Origin of the sequence: Bradyrhizobium sp. CCBAU 45384 (assembly GCF_028128665.1) — a bacterium.
Classification (GTDB): Bacteria; Pseudomonadota; Alphaproteobacteria; order Rhizobiales; family Xanthobacteraceae; genus Bradyrhizobium; species Bradyrhizobium manausense.
This window is the reverse complement of the sequence record NZ_LBIZ01000112.1, coordinates 222,859-236,419: the sequence shown is the minus strand read 5'-3', so window position 1 is coordinate 236,419 and position 13,561 is coordinate 222,859. Positions and strand designations below refer to the sequence as shown.

Annotated in this window: 13 protein-coding genes; 9 read left to right on the top strand and 4 right to left on the bottom strand. The window is 64.0% G+C overall.

Going from position 1 to position 13,561, the window contains the following annotated elements:
- Positions 1-10: 10 nt before the first annotated feature.
- Complete coding sequence (locus tag XH80_RS24580; RefSeq protein WP_271600772.1) at positions 11-1,354, top strand: glycoside hydrolase family 3 N-terminal domain-containing protein; 1,344 nt, start codon at positions 11-13, stop codon at positions 1,352-1,354.
- Here XH80_RS24580 and XH80_RS24575 read toward each other — a convergent pair.
- The 3 genes from XH80_RS24575 to XH80_RS24565 all read right to left on the bottom strand — a co-directional run bounded on the left by XH80_RS24575 (position 1,351) and on the right by XH80_RS24565 (position 5,250).
- Complete coding sequence (locus XH80_RS24575; protein WP_271600771.1) at positions 1,351-2,970, bottom strand: ABC transporter substrate-binding protein; 1,620 nt, start codon at positions 2,968-2,970, stop codon at positions 1,351-1,353. The two genes, XH80_RS24580 and XH80_RS24575, sit on opposite strands and share 4 nt — an antisense overlap.
- A gap of 93 nt (positions 2,971-3,063) precedes the next feature.
- Positions 3,064-4,518 carry a dihydropyrimidinase gene (gene hydA, locus XH80_RS24570; RefSeq protein WP_271600770.1) on the bottom strand — a complete coding sequence of 485 codons (1,455 nt, stop codon included), beginning with the start codon at positions 4,516-4,518 and terminating at the stop codon, positions 3,064-3,066.
- A gap of 123 nt (positions 4,519-4,641) precedes the next feature.
- Positions 4,642-5,250, bottom strand: coding sequence for a TetR/AcrR family transcriptional regulator (locus tag XH80_RS24565; protein WP_271600769.1), 609 nt, complete (start codon positions 5,248-5,250; stop codon positions 4,642-4,644).
- Positions 5,251-5,350: 100 nt separating this feature from the next.
- Here XH80_RS24565 and XH80_RS24560 point away from each other — a divergent pair, with 100 nt between their 5' ends.
- The 6 genes from XH80_RS24560 to XH80_RS24535 all read left to right on the top strand — a co-directional run bounded on the left by XH80_RS24560 (position 5,351) and on the right by XH80_RS24535 (position 9,581).
- A complete protein-coding gene (locus XH80_RS24560) occupies positions 5,351-6,046 on the top strand; it encodes a PspA/IM30 family protein (RefSeq protein WP_271600768.1) in 696 nt (231 codons plus the stop codon).
- A 40-nt stretch (positions 6,047-6,086) separates the two neighbouring features.
- A complete protein-coding gene (locus XH80_RS24555; RefSeq protein ID WP_271600767.1) occupies positions 6,087-6,362 on the top strand; it encodes a YiaA/YiaB family inner membrane protein in 276 nt (91 codons plus the stop codon).
- Positions 6,363-6,569: 207 nt separating this feature from the next.
- On the top strand, positions 6,570-7,634 hold the full coding sequence (locus tag XH80_RS24550; protein ID WP_271600766.1) for an amidohydrolase family protein: 1,065 nt from the start codon (positions 6,570-6,572) through the stop codon (positions 7,632-7,634).
- 14 nt (positions 7,635-7,648) lie between these two features.
- Positions 7,649-8,761: an amidohydrolase family protein gene (locus XH80_RS24545; protein ID WP_271600765.1), complete on the top strand. Its 1,113-nt coding sequence runs from the start codon at positions 7,649-7,651 to the stop codon at positions 8,759-8,761.
- Positions 8,762-8,768: 7 nt separating this feature from the next.
- On the top strand, positions 8,769-9,182 hold the full coding sequence (locus XH80_RS24540) for a Rieske (2Fe-2S) protein (RefSeq protein WP_271600764.1): 414 nt from the start codon (positions 8,769-8,771) through the stop codon (positions 9,180-9,182).
- A 192-nt stretch (positions 9,183-9,374) separates the two neighbouring features.
- Entirely contained in the window at positions 9,375-9,581 is a 207-nt protein-coding gene (locus XH80_RS24535) for a hypothetical protein (RefSeq protein ID WP_027562959.1), read from the top strand.
- Positions 9,582-9,590: 9 nt separating this feature from the next.
- On the opposite strand, the gene XH80_RS24530 is transcribed toward XH80_RS24535, so the two are convergent.
- Positions 9,591-10,436, bottom strand: a complete 846-nt coding sequence (locus tag XH80_RS24530) for an SDR family NAD(P)-dependent oxidoreductase (protein ID WP_271600763.1) — start codon at positions 10,434-10,436, stop codon at positions 9,591-9,593.
- Between the two features lie 186 nt (positions 10,437-10,622).
- On the opposite strand from XH80_RS24530, the gene XH80_RS24525 reads away from it, so the two are divergent.
- Together XH80_RS24525 and XH80_RS24520 are read left to right on the top strand one after the other, a co-directional pair.
- Positions 10,623-12,119 (top strand): aldehyde dehydrogenase family protein, encoded by a 1,497-nt coding sequence (locus XH80_RS24525; RefSeq protein WP_057752604.1) that lies wholly within the window; start codon positions 10,623-10,625, stop codon positions 12,117-12,119.
- Positions 12,120-12,236: 117 nt separating this feature from the next.
- Positions 12,237-13,364 carry an alkene reductase gene (locus XH80_RS24520; protein ID WP_271600762.1) on the top strand — a complete coding sequence of 376 codons (1,128 nt, stop codon included), beginning with the start codon at positions 12,237-12,239 and terminating at the stop codon, positions 13,362-13,364.
- Positions 13,365-13,561: the final 197 nt, after the last annotated feature.

The following is a 13,561-nucleotide window of genomic DNA, read 5'->3' as shown; positions in this document are numbered from 1 at the left end:
GTAACGCATCATGCAATTCCTCCGTCGTACCGGCCTGATCTTGCTATGGTGTGCCGCGCCTGTCGTCGCGGTCGCGGCCGCGAACAAGAACGATCCCTATCTGATCCCGCTGCGTGGTGGTGGGAACATCGCGCTCATCATCGCGAGTATCGCGATCGCCGTCCTGCTCCTTCGCCGCGGGCGCTGGCACAGCCTCTCCGGCAGGTTGCTCGTCATGCTCTGGTGCCTGCCGCCGATGCTGATGGCGGCGGCGCATTTCAGCTTCGAGCTGCGCAAGCACGACGTGCTCAGCGCTGACGTGGCCGAGGCACGTCAGCTCGGGCCGCACTTCATGGTCGGCTATTCCTCTTTTCCAGAGGTCTTGCGCCTTGCCGAACAGGGCTTGATCGGCGGCGTCTACGTCACCCGGCACAACATCCGTGGCCGATCGGTCGATGCGTTGCGTGCCGAGATCGCGGCGCTCCAGGATGTCAGGCGTGCTGCCGGCCTGTCGCCCCTGATCGTCGCCACGGACCAGGAGGGCGGCATCGTCGGCCATCTCGCGCCGCCGCTGACCAAGGTGCCGGCCCTGGCGACGCTCTCCGGGCTTGCTCCAGAAGACCAGCAGGCCAGGGCGGAAGAGTTCGGCCGCATCCATGGCCGCGAGCTCGTCAGCCTTGGCGTCAATCTCAACCTCGCGCCCGTACTGGATCTGAAGCCGCCGCAGCGGCGCAACCGCCTCGACTTTCATACGCTGATTGGCCAGCGGGCGATTGCTACAGATCCCGCCGTCGTCAGCACGATCGCTACTGCCTACGTTCGCGGGCTCGAAGAGTCCGGCGTGGGCGCCACGCTCAAACATTTCCCCGGCATCGGCCGTGTGCGCACCGACACACACCATTTCAACGCCAAGCTCGATACGCCGGTCAGGGAGCTGGAAGCGACCGACTGGCTGCCGTTCCGCGAAGTGCTGTCGCAGTCGCACAGTGCGCTGATGGTCGGCCATATCACACTGACTGCTGTCGATCCTGATCGCCCCGCCTCGCATTCGAAACGCGTCGTCGACGGCATTATCCGCAGCACTTGGAAATACCAGGGCCTGGTCATGACCGATGACCTCGTGATGGGTGCGATCTATCAGCACGACGTCTGCAAAGCCGTGGTCGAGGCCATCAACGCCGGCGTCGACCTGCTGCTGGTCGCCTATGACGGCGCGCAATTCTACCGGATCTTCGGCTGTGCGCTCGACGGATCGCGGCAGGGCAAGCTCGATGCGGCCATGCTGCGCGCAAGCGCGGCGCGGCTGGAACGGGGGCTTCCGATCGCGCAGGCGCGGGCGGCTTCAGGCGCCGTCCGCGTTGTCGAAAAGAACTAACCCTTTGCGAACTGACGATAGTCCGGCTCGCGGTGAAACCAGAATTCGTAGCCGCTGACGTTTTTCTGCATGGCGACGTCGTGGATCGGCTGGTTAAGCGGAATGACGGGAACGTCGCGCATGCAGAGCGCTATGAAATCCCTCACGCACCTGTCGTACTCAGCGGCGTCAGTGGTGAAGCGCGCCTTGTCGATCAGCGCGTCCATCTCCTTGTTCTGGTAGGAGGAGATGTTGAAGATCGAATTGTTGCCGTGAAAATTCCAGTAGAAGTAATATTCGGGATAGTCGAGCCAGCCGCTGAAGCGGTTGAGCGCGAGCGGCAGTTCTTTCTTGTTCAGCGTCGTGCGCCAGTTCGCGCCGGGGATCTTTTCGATTGAGGTCTTGATGCCGATCTTGGCGAGGCTCTCCTGGATCAGGATCGCGGTCGGCTCGCCGACGGTGGCCGTGCCCGTGTCCAACGACAGCGACGTCTCCAGGCCGGACTCGAAACCGGCCTCCTTCATGAGCGCCTTGGCCTTGTCGAGATCGGTAACGTAGGGCGACGGTTGCGGCCAGACCGGCTTTGAGACGTCTGCCGCGCCGCCATACATGGGAACGGCGCGGCCGAAGAAGGCACTGCTCTGGATCTGCTCATAAGGCATCGCCCAAGCGATGGCCTGACGCAGCTTGGCATTGTCGAACGGCGGCTTGGCCGTATTCAGTGCGACGTACCAGAGTGCGTTCGGGATCGGCACGCCCGAAACCTTGACCTTGCCCTCCCTGATGATCTGCTCGAAATCGCGCGGCGCAAAGCCGCTCGAAATATCGGCATCGCCCCGTTCCAGCATGGCGCGGCGGGTCCCGGCAGAGGGGACGTCGCGCGCGATGACGCGCTTGACCTTCGGCAGCGGCCCGCTCTTCCAGTCGTCGAAGCGCGCCAGCACGGTCTCGCTGCCCGGCTTCCAGCTCTCGATCTTGTAGGCCCCGCCGCCGGCCTCGTTGTTCTTCAGCCACGCCAGCGCCCACGGGTCTTCCGCCGTCGCGTTCTTCTTCGCCAGCTCGGAATTGATGATGAAAGGCACGACGACGGCGACGTTGAACAGCAGCATCTTGTCCTTGCGGACATAGTCGATGCGGAAGGTGTGATCGTCGACCACCACGAACTGCTCCGGCTTTTCGAGCGAGCCCGCCGACATCTGGAAGGTCGGGAAACCGCCGACCTTCACCGCACGGTCGAATGACCATTTGACGTCTTTGGCCGTGACCGGCGTGCCGTCGTGGAATTTGGCGTCCTTGCGCAGCTTGAAAGTGCAGGACATGCCGTCGGCGGCAACCTCCCAGCTCTCGGCGAGCTCCGGCGCGAGCTTTTCGCGGTCGTAAGATAATGTGCCGTCGGGCAGCATCTTCGACGCATAGGTCAGCAGGCGGTCATAGCAATTCCAGGACAGGCCGTTCACCGTCTGGTTCGAGCCGACGCCCTGCATGTCCAGCGAGTTCGGCCCAAGCTCCTGCACCACCAGCAGCGTCTCGCTGCGCCCCTGCGCCCAGACGAGCGACGGGGCGATCGTCAGTCCTGCGAGGCCGAGGCCACCAAGCACGACGTTGCGGCGAGTCAGATCGAAAGACGATGGGCTCATTGATGCCTCCTTCAGAGCGATTGCTCGTCAAAGAGGCAAGGCGCATGCCACCGGATGCGCTTCGTGACGTCGCATGTTGCGCGAGCGGTGCTGCTACGGCGTGACCGCTCCGCGCTCGACGCCGCGCGGGGCGGTCAGCTCCTTCCAGGTCGAGTTCGCGACGTGCACCGGCGAGAACGCCGGCCGTTCGACATAATGGCCATCGCCGGCCTCGGCACGCAGATCGCCATCCTTCCAAACGATGCGACCGCGCGAAAGTGTCGCGGCCGCACCGCCGGTGCAGGCAAAGCCTTCGAACACGTTGTAGTCGATCCGGCTCATCTGCCGCTTCGCGCTGATGGTTTTCGTCGCCTTCGGATCCCACACCACGATGTCCGCATCCGAGCCGACGGCGACCGCGCCCTTGCGCGGATAGATATTGAGGATGCGGGCGATGTTCGCCGAGGTGACCGCGGCGAACTCTTCCTTGGTCAGACGGCCCGTGGCCACGCCGGCGGTCCAGAGCAGCGCCAGGCGATCTTCGAGGCCGCCGGTGCCGTTCGGGATCTTTCTGAAGTCACCGAGGCCGAACCGCTTCTGCTCCGTCGTGAAGGCGCAATGGTCGGTCGCGACCACTTGCAGCGAGCCGGACTGCAAGCCCGCCCACAGACTGTCCTGGTGCGACTTGTCGCGGAACGGCGGCGACATCACGCGCTGCGCGGAATGATCCCAATTTTTGTTCTGATATTCACGCTCATCGAGCAAGAGATGCTGGATCAGCGGCTCGCCATAGACGCGCTTGCCGGCAGCCCGCGCGCGGGCGATCGCCTCATGGGCCTCGCGACAGCTGGTGTGCACGATATAGACCGGCGTGCCCGTCATGTCGGCGATCATGATGGCGCGGTTGGTGGCTTCGCCCTCGACCTCCGGCGGCCGTGAATAGGCGTGCCCTTCCGGACCCGTGACGCCGCGCGCGATCAAGGCTTCCTGCATCAGCGCGACCACATCGCCGTTTTCGGCGTGCACGACCGGCATGGCGCCGAGATGGGCGCAGCGCGCGAACGAGTTGTAGAGCTCGTCGTCGTTCACCATCAGCGCGCCTTTGTAGGCCATGAAATGCTTGAAAGTGTTGATGCCGTAGGTTTTGACCACGGTTTCCATCTCGTCATAGATCTGTTTCGACCACGACGTCACCGCCATGTGGAAGCCGTAATCGCTCGCCGCCTTCTCGGATTTGTGACGCCATTCCTGATAGGCGGCGAGCATCGACTGGCCGGGATCAGGCAGGCAGAAATCCACCACCATGGTGGTGCCGCCGGTCAGCGCCGCTTTCGTGCCGGATTCGAAATCGTCGGCGGTGACGGTGCCCATGAACGGCATTTCCAAATGGGTGTGCGGATCGATGCCGCCCGGAATGATATAGGCGCCGCTGGCGTCGAGGATCTCCGCGCCCGTGGGCGCTGCGATCGATGCGCCGATCGCGACGATGCTCTCGCCCTCGATCAGCACGTCCGCACGGCGCGAATGATCATGATTGACGACGGTGCCGCCGCGGATGAGGAGGGACATGGGAAACTCCGAAAGGAGAGGGGAGGACGAAACGCGGCAAAACTAAGCACAGCGGGCATGATGTGACAGGCGAAATTTTAGTCAACCGCCGTCCTTGGATTTCTGCCCTTGGCCTCGCTATCGCTACGCTGCCCGCGCGATCAATCCGTCAATCATCGCGCGCACGAGGCCGTCGATTTCCTTGCGCAGCGCCGGTAGCGGCACGGCGACCAGCTTCTGCTCCAGTCCGAGCGCCACCATGCCGTGGACCGCCGAGAACAGGCTGCGCGCGGTGATGCCGAGCTCCTCCGGGCTGCGACGGGGAAACAGCGCGGCGAGCGGCACATAGATATGCCTGAACAGCCGCATCTGGTCGTCAACGGACCAGTCCGGGACGATCTTGTCGGCCGCCATGCGATGCTCGAACAGCGCGCGCCAGAGCTGGAGATTTTCCGCAGCGAAATCGCAATAGGCAATCGCGATGCGGACCAGCCTCTCCTGCGGCGCGGGCTCGCCGGCACCTTCCGCGGCGCTGAGCGCGTCGTCCAGTCGATGCAGTGTGCGCGAGCCGACCCGCAGGATCAGCTCGTCCACGTCGGCGACGAGATTGTAGACCGCCCCGTTGGCGCAGCCGATCTCGCTGGCAAGATCGCGGGTTTTGAGGCCCGCCAATCCGCGGGTCGCGATCATCCGCTCCGCCGCCAGGATCAGGTCGGCTCGAAGTTTCTCTCGTCGCTCCAAGGCTTTAGTCATTCGCCATTAATTCCGTGAGCGCCGCTCAAATTTATCTTGAGCGACGCTCAAGATGTGCTACAAGGCTGCTATGAGCAATGCTCATAACAGGGAGCAAGCAATGTTCAAGACCGTCGTCACACTTTTCCGCGGCAGCGTGGCCGCCGCCGGCGAGGAGCTGGAGGACCGCACCGCCCTGCTGATCCTGGACCAGCAGATGCGCGATGCGGCTGCGGCCGTCGAGCGCAGCAAGCGGACGCTGGCGCTGGCGATCGCACAGGATCAGCAGGAAGGCCGCAAGCTCGAAGCCACTGTCGCCCGAATCGCCGACCTCGAGACCCGCGCTGTGGCGGCGCTCGATGGTGGCCGCGAGGATCTGGCCAAGGAAGCCGCCGAAGCCATCGCGGGCCTCGAGGCTGACCGTGACGCGGCGCTGACGGCGAGGGCGCTGTTCGCAACCGAGATTGCCCGGTTGAAGCGCCATGTCGCGAGCGCGCAGGCCCGCATCACCGAGCTCGAGCGCGGCCGCCGTGTCGCCCGCGCATCGGAGGCGGTGCGCTCGCTCCGTCGCAGCGGCATCGAGGCAGCGCGCCCTTACGAGTCTACGCTGCCCGAGGCCGAGAGCACCTTGCGACGTCTGCGCGAGCGGCAGATCGAGGCTCAGGCCGCCGACGATGCGCTGGTCGAGCTCGATGCGGCCAGCGGCCCGCTCGCCACCGCCGAGAGACTCGCCGAGCAGGGCTTTGGCCCCCGGCTCAAGACAACCGCGGACGACGTGCTGGCGCGGTTGAAGTCCAAGCGCACACCGACTGCCTGATCTCGAGCCCACTCATCATCGGAACCAACAGGAGACGACCATGAACCAGAACGGCCAACCCCACAGTGGTGCCTGGGTGACCTTCACTTACGTGTCCTTCGCAGCCTCCGCCTTCCTCGTCGCCCTCGGCGTCTTCTTCCTGCCGATCGATCTCTGGATGAAGGGCTATCTCTCCATGGGCGTCGTGATGCTGATCCAGACCTGCGTCACCTTGACCAAGACCGTGCGTGACAACCACGAGAGCAGCCGCCTCGTGAACCGCATCGAGGACGCCAAGGCCGAGCGGCTGCTGATGGAGGTCTCCAAAGCCGCGTGAGCCGAACGCCTGGAAGCGGCTTGCAATCTGACGCGGTGGATGCCGGCGCATCCACCGCGCGTTTGATCCGCATATCGCGCCTGCGAAATGCAACCGAGCCATGACGGATCGCACAGGTCTGCGGCCTTGCGCCGTGGCATCGGCCGGAGCACTCTGCGCTGGCGGTGCAGAGAACGCCGCCAACAAAGAAGGCCCGAGGAAGCATCCATGGCGGTGACGCGGATCGACTGCGACATCCATCCGGCGGTTGGTGGCACGCGCACGACGCTGCTGCCCTATCTCAGCGATCACTGGAAAGAGCAGGTGGTCAGCCGCGCCATCGACGGCCTCGATCTGACTTCTTATCCGCCCAGCATGCCGCTGTCGGGCCGTGCCGACTGGCGGCCGGCCAATGGCATGAGGCCGGGTTCCGACCTCGCCATGGTGCAGAAGGGCGCCTTCGACCAGCTCGGCGCCAGCCACGCCATCCTCAACGTGCTCTACGGCGCCCAGGCGGTGTTCGATGCGTATATGGCTGCCGACTTCTGCAAGGCCATCAACGATTGGATCGCCGCCGAATGGCTGTCGCGCGACCCGCGCCTGCGCGCGTCGATTGTGGTGCCGATGCAGGCGCCGGATCTCGCGATCGAGGAAATCGAACGCCGCGCCGGCGACAACAGGTTCGTGTCCATCCTGGTGCTGGCGCAGGGCGAGACTTTGCTGGGCCGGCGGCATTTCTGGCCGGTCTACCAGCTCGCCGAGAAGTACAAGTTGCCGCTCGCGATTCACGCCGGCACGCAATATCGCCAGGCACCGAGCTCGGCCGGCTGGCCCTCGCACCGCTACGAATATTACTTCGTCGAGGCGCAGGCGTTTCAGGCGCAAATCTTGAGCCTGATCTATGAGGGCGTGTTCGGCAAATACCCTGGTCTCAAGGTCGTGCTGATGGAATCAGGCGTGAGCTGGTTGCCGGCCTTCATGTGGCGTGCCAACAAGACCTGGCGCGGCGTGCGCGTCGAGGTGCCCTGGGTCGAGCGCGAGCCGGCCGCGATCATCCGCGACAATTTCCGCGTCACCATGCAGCCGTTCGATGCACCGGGTGATGCCAGAAGCGTCGAGGCGATCATCGACCAGATCGGCTCGGAAAAAATGTTCCTGTTCGCGTCCGATTATCCGCATTGGCAGTTCGACGGCGACGATCCGATCCCGCCGCATCTGCCAAAGAGCATCATTGCAAAAATGTGCGTCGACAATCCGCTGGAGACGTTTCCGCGGCTGTCGCTGGTTAACTAGTTCAGGAGGTTCGCATGAGTGAAGTCATCGACCGCCCGCTGCGCGACGACGAGAAGCCCGCTGCTTCGAGGCTGCGCATCGTCGATTGCGACGTGCATCCGAGCCTGCATTCGCACGATGATCTCAACGAGTTCCTGCCAAAGCGCTGGCAGCAGCATCTGAAGGAATATGGCAGCCATCTGCGCACCCCCTATCTCTTCACCACGCCCTATCCGCGCTCCTCGCCGCTGATCGCGCGGCGTGATGCCTGGCCGCCGACCGGCGGGCCGCCCGGCTCCGATCTCGCCTTCATGCAGAAGCAGCATCTCGATCCGCTTGATGTCGAGTTCGGCATCCTGCAGGTGCTCGATCTCTTCATCTTCTCGCAGCAGAATCTCGAATTCGGCGCCGCAATTCAGCGCGCCATCAATGATTGGCAACTGGCGTTCTGGTCGCATCGCGATCCGCGCCTGAAGGCCTCGATCCTGGTCGGGCAGGACGGGGTGGATCTGGCGATCACCGAGATCGAGCGCTGCGCCAAAACGGGCGAATACATCCAGATCAACGTCTCGCCGCGCGCCAACGAACCGCTTGGGCGCCGCCGCTACTGGCCGATCTACGAGCGCGCCCAGGCGCTCGACCTGCCGCTCGGCATCCATGTCGGCGGCTATGGCGGCCACGCGCCGACCGGCGGTGGTTGGCCATCTTATTATGTCGAGGAACACCAGTCCAACGCGCACACCATCGCGGCGCAGCTGGCCAGCCTCGTCATCGAAGGCGTGCCGGAGCGCTTCCCGAAACTGAAGATCGTGTTCATCGAGGGCGGTTTCGGCTGGATTCCGTCGGCGGTCTGGCGGATGGACCAGCATTTCGAGCGGTTCCGCAGCGAGGTGCCGCATCTCAAGCGCAAGCCGTCGGAATATGTGCGTGAAAACTTCTGGTTCACGACCCAGCCGATCGACGAGCCCGACGAGGCGCGGCATCTGCGCGCGCTGATCGAATGGGTCGGCATCGACCGGCTGCTGTTCTCGTCGGACTATCCGCACTGGGACTTCGATGATCCGCGCTTCGCCTTCAAGACGCCGCTGACCGAGGCCGAACGGAAGAAGATCTTCAGCACCAATGCACGTGCGGTCTACAAGTTCTGAGATTGGTATGGCCCGTCACATCGTCGCGTCGACTTCAGAGATCCCGCCCGGCGGCAACAAGGTCGTCGACGTCGCCGGCCGCGATATCGTCGTGTTCCATGTCAACGGGGAGTTCTTCGCGCTGCTCAACCGCTGCCCGCACGAAGGCGCGCCGCTGGAGAAAGCGGCCTGTGTGGCGCGGCTGACCTCGCCCGAGCCCGGCGTCTATGAGCGCTCGCGCGTTGGCGAGATGCTGCGCTGTCCCTGGCACGGCTGGGAGTTCGACATGCGCAACGGCCAGTCCTGGTTCGACCCGAAGCGTTTCAGGATCCGGTCCTATCCGGTCGCGGTGGAACGCGGCGACGAATTGCAGAAGGGGCCGTATGTCGCTGAGACATTTCCGGTCCATGTCGAAGATAGCTATGTGATTGTCGAGGTCTGACCCCCCTCCGTCATTCCGGGGCATTCGCGAAGCGAATGAACCCGGAATCTCGAGATCTCGTGTGCGCAATTACGAACCCTAGCCGTGCATCGCCCCGGAATGACTTCGTCGGTCGCAATGTTTCAGCTTGCCGATTGTGATTCCAACGCAATTACGATATGGCTCTCGCGCTTCCAGAGGCGGAGACCAGCTTTGTCGAAACAATCCCTGCGTGAAGAGGCCGAGCGCCTGATCCGCGAATCGATGGAAAAGAAGACCATCGTCGTGAAGCAGGGCACCACCCGCATCGAGGCGGTCTGCGGCAAATGCGGCGCGCCAAACCGGGTCCAGGCGGAAAAAGGCCAGAGCCGCGTCAAGTTCGCCTGCAAGAATTGCGGGCACAAGCAAGAGACGCTGTAGGTTTCTCGCCTACTCCCCCTTCACGAACCTTGCGAACGCATCGGCGTAGTCCGGATGCCAGCGCGACAGCGGCGGGCGGTTCTCGACGATGTCGCCGGCGGCCCACAGCATGCGCTTCTCGTCGAGCGCGCGCGGCACGTCGTTGTCAGGGCAGAGGATGTAGAAATCGCCGGCCTCAAGCCGTGCCAGCATGAAATCCACCGTCTGCTCCGGCGTCCAGGCGCTATCAGGCTTTTCAGTGCGGCCCTTGGCGGTTAGGGCGGTGAACACAAAGCCGGGGATCAAGAGATGCGCGGTGATGTGGCAATCCCTGGTGTTGCGCAGCTCGTGCTGGAGCGCCTCGGTAAACGCCTTCACGCCGGCCTTGGAGACGTTGTAGGCGGGATCGCCGGGCGGGGTCGTGATGCCCTGCTTGGAGCCGGTGTTGATGATCAGGCCTGCCTTGCCGCGCGCGATCATGTTCGGCGCGAAGATGCGCGCGCCGTTGATGATGCCCCACATGTTGACGCCGATGATGTGCTGCCAATGGTCCGGCTCGCCGAACATTGTGCTGCCCGGCTGGATGCCGGCATTGTTCATCAAGAGGTCCGTGCCGCCAAAATGCGCGCCCACGGCGCGTTCCAGTTCCGTCACGCTCTCGGTCCGGCTGGCGTCGGTCACTGATGTCATCACGTTCGCCGCACCTGCGATCGACGACAGTCTTGTTGCGGCTTCCGCCAGCCTCGCCTCATCGACATCGGCGATGCACACCTTCATCCCGGCGCGTGCGAACGCCGTAGCTGCGGCGAGACCGATGCCTGACGCGCCGCCGGTGATCACGGCAACATTGCCCTTGGCGATGACAGGATGCGGCATGGCTGTTCTCCGGGATCTGCTCTTGATCGAGCTATAGCATGGCATCGCGCGACCCTGCACAAGTCGGCATGGCAGGGCTTCGCTCCCCGCCGACTTTACGCCTTTCAGGCCTCGCTGTATTCTGCCTGACCTAACGATCCCGGCCAGATCGAGCCCATCAAAATCATAAACCCAGGGAGTGCAGACATGGCTGTGTCGCAGGCTATTCCGATCACGCGCCATCCGTTCGCCAACGGGTCCTACAAGCAAATGCTGATCGACGGGAAGTGGGTGGATGCCGCTTCCGGCAAGCGCTTCGAGACCCATAACCCCGCCACCGGCGAACTGCTCGCAACCGTTGCCGAAGGCGACAAGGAGGACATCGACCGTGCGGTCGCGGCCGCCCGCCGCGCCTTCGAGGGCCCCTGGAGCAAAGTCAAGCCGTTCGAACGCCAGAACCTGCTCTTGAAGCTCGCCGACCTCGTCGAGAAGAATTTCGACGAATTGTCGCAGCTCGATACGCTCGACATGGGCGCACCGCTCAGCCGCACCCGCGCCTATCGCCTGCGCGCCGTCGGCATGCTGCGCTATTACGCCGGCCAGACCACGGCGATTCACGGCGAGACCATCGAGAACTCGCTGCCCGGCGAGATCTTCTCCTACACGCTGAAGGAGCCTGTCGGCGTCGTCGGCGCCATTATTCCCTGGAATGGTCCGCTCACCGCAACGATCTGGAAGATCGGCCCGGCGATCGCGACCGGCTGCACCGTGGTGCTGAAGCCGGCGGAAGAAGCGCCGTTGACCTCGCTGCGCATCGCCGAGCTCGCGATGGAAGCCGGCATTCCGCCCGGCGTCGTCAACGTCGTGCCCGGCTATGGCGAGACCGCAGGCGCCGCGCTGGCCTCGCACCATGACGTCGACAAGGTCGCCTTCACCGGCTCGCATATCACGGGACAGTCGATCATTCGTGCGTCGGCCGGCAACCTCAAGCGCGTCTCGCTCGAGCTCGGCGGCAAGTCGCCCGATATCGTGTTCGCCGATGCCGATCTCGATGCCGCCGTACCGGGAGCGGCAATGGCGGTGTTCGCCAATTCCGGCCAGATCTGCAGCGCCGGCACCCGTCTGTTCGTCGAGCAGGCGATCTACGAAGAGTTCGTCGGCCGGGTCGCCGAGTTCGGCAAGAGGCTGCAAGTCGGCAACGGCCTCGATCCCAACGTGCAGATCGGCCCGCTGGTCTCCGAGCAGCAGCTCGAGCGCGTCACCGGTTATCTCGACATCGGCCAGAAGGAAGGCGCGCGAGCGCTCGCCGGCGGTGGCCGCGTCACCGAAGGCGCGTTGTCAAAAGGCTTCTTCGTTTCGCCGACGGTGTTCGCGGGCGTCCAGGACAACATGCGCATCGCACAGGAGGAGATTTTTGGCCCGGTCATCTCCGCGATCGCATTCAAGGACATGGACGAGCTGGTCAAGCGTGCCAACAACACCACCTTTGGTCTCGGCTCCGGCCTGTGGACGCGTGACGTCACCAAGGCGCATGCGGTCGCCAAGCGCCTGCGGGCCGGCTCGGTGTGGGTGAATTGCTACCAGGCGATGGATCCGGCCGTGCCGTTCGGCGGCTACAAGATGAGCGGCTACGGCCGCGAATCCGGCAAGCAGCACGTCGAGGAATATCTCAACGTGAAGGCCGTCTGGATCAAGACGGCGTAAGCGTGTTCTCTCACGTTCCGCGCGAGGGAATGTCTGCTTTTATGAGGGGCGGCGCCTTCTCCGGTGGCCGGCCCTCGCTATATGATCTGCATCCTTCCATAGCTATTCGGGGTCCCCATGAAGTTTCCGGCGTTGTTTAGACCGTTGCAGGTCGGTCCGTACAAGCTTGCGCATCGCGTCGCGATGGCGCCGCTGACGCGCATGCGTGCCGAGCGCGACAGTTTCGTCCCGCGGCCGCTCAATGCCGAATATTACGGCCAGCGCGCGACGAAGGGCGGACTGATCATCGCCGAAGCCTCGCCGGTGCTCTCGCAGGGCCGCGGCAATCCGGCAACGCCGGGCATCTATACGGAGGCGCAAGTAGCCGGCTGGCGCAAAGTGGTCGATGCCGTGCACGCGAAGGGCGGCATCATTTTCCTCCAGCTCTGGCATGTCGGCCGCGTCTCGCATTCTTCCTTTCACGGCGGTGAGCTTCCGGTCTCGGCCTCGGCGATCCCGATCAGGGCCGAGGGCATGAGGGCGATGACGGCCGACGGCAAGATCGCCGATTACGAGACGCCGCGCGCGCTGGAAACAGACGAGGTCAAAGGCATCGTCGAGGCCTTCAGGCAGGCCGCGAAGAACGCGCTCGCTGCCGGCTTCGATGGTGTCGAGATCCACGGCGCCAATGGCTATCTGCTCGAGCAGTTCCTGCAGTCACGCAGCAATCAGCGTACCGACCAATATGGCGGGTCGGTCGAAAACCGCACGCGCCTGCTGCTCGAGGTCACCGAGGCCGCGATCGACGTCTGGGGCGCGAGCCGCGTCGGCGTGCGGCTGTCGCCGCATGGCATCGCCAATGATTCCGCCGAGCCGGATCCGATGCCGCTCTACACCCATGTGGTGCAGGCGCTCGACAAGCTCGGCCTCGCCTATCTGCATCTGATCGAACCGCGCTCCAGCGGCGCCGGCCGCGCCGACGTTCATTGGGAGAACGTGCCCTCCGCCATGGTGCTGTTCCGCCCGCACTACAGCGGCGTGCTGATGACCGCCGGCGGCTTCACCGGCGAGACGGCAAATGCCGCAATCGCCGAAGGCCACGCCGACATCATCGCCTTCGGCCGCATCTTCATCTCCAACCCGGATCTGCCGCGGCGTCTCGAGCACGACTACCCGATCACGCCGTACAACCGCGCGACCTTCTATGGCGGCGAGGAGAAGGGATATACGGACTACCCTGCTTACGACGAGCTGACGCCGGCGTAGACACTCTCCTCGTCATTCCGGGGCGCGACGAAGTCGCGAGCCCGGAATCCATCAGGCCGCATACCTTGAGGTGGAATGGATTCCGGGCTCGATGCTTCGCATCGCCCCGGAATGACAGACTTGATTTGTTGCGCGACCGCATCCACAAATTCCGTCATTGCGAGCGCAGCGAAGCAATCCAGACTGCCTCCGCGGAA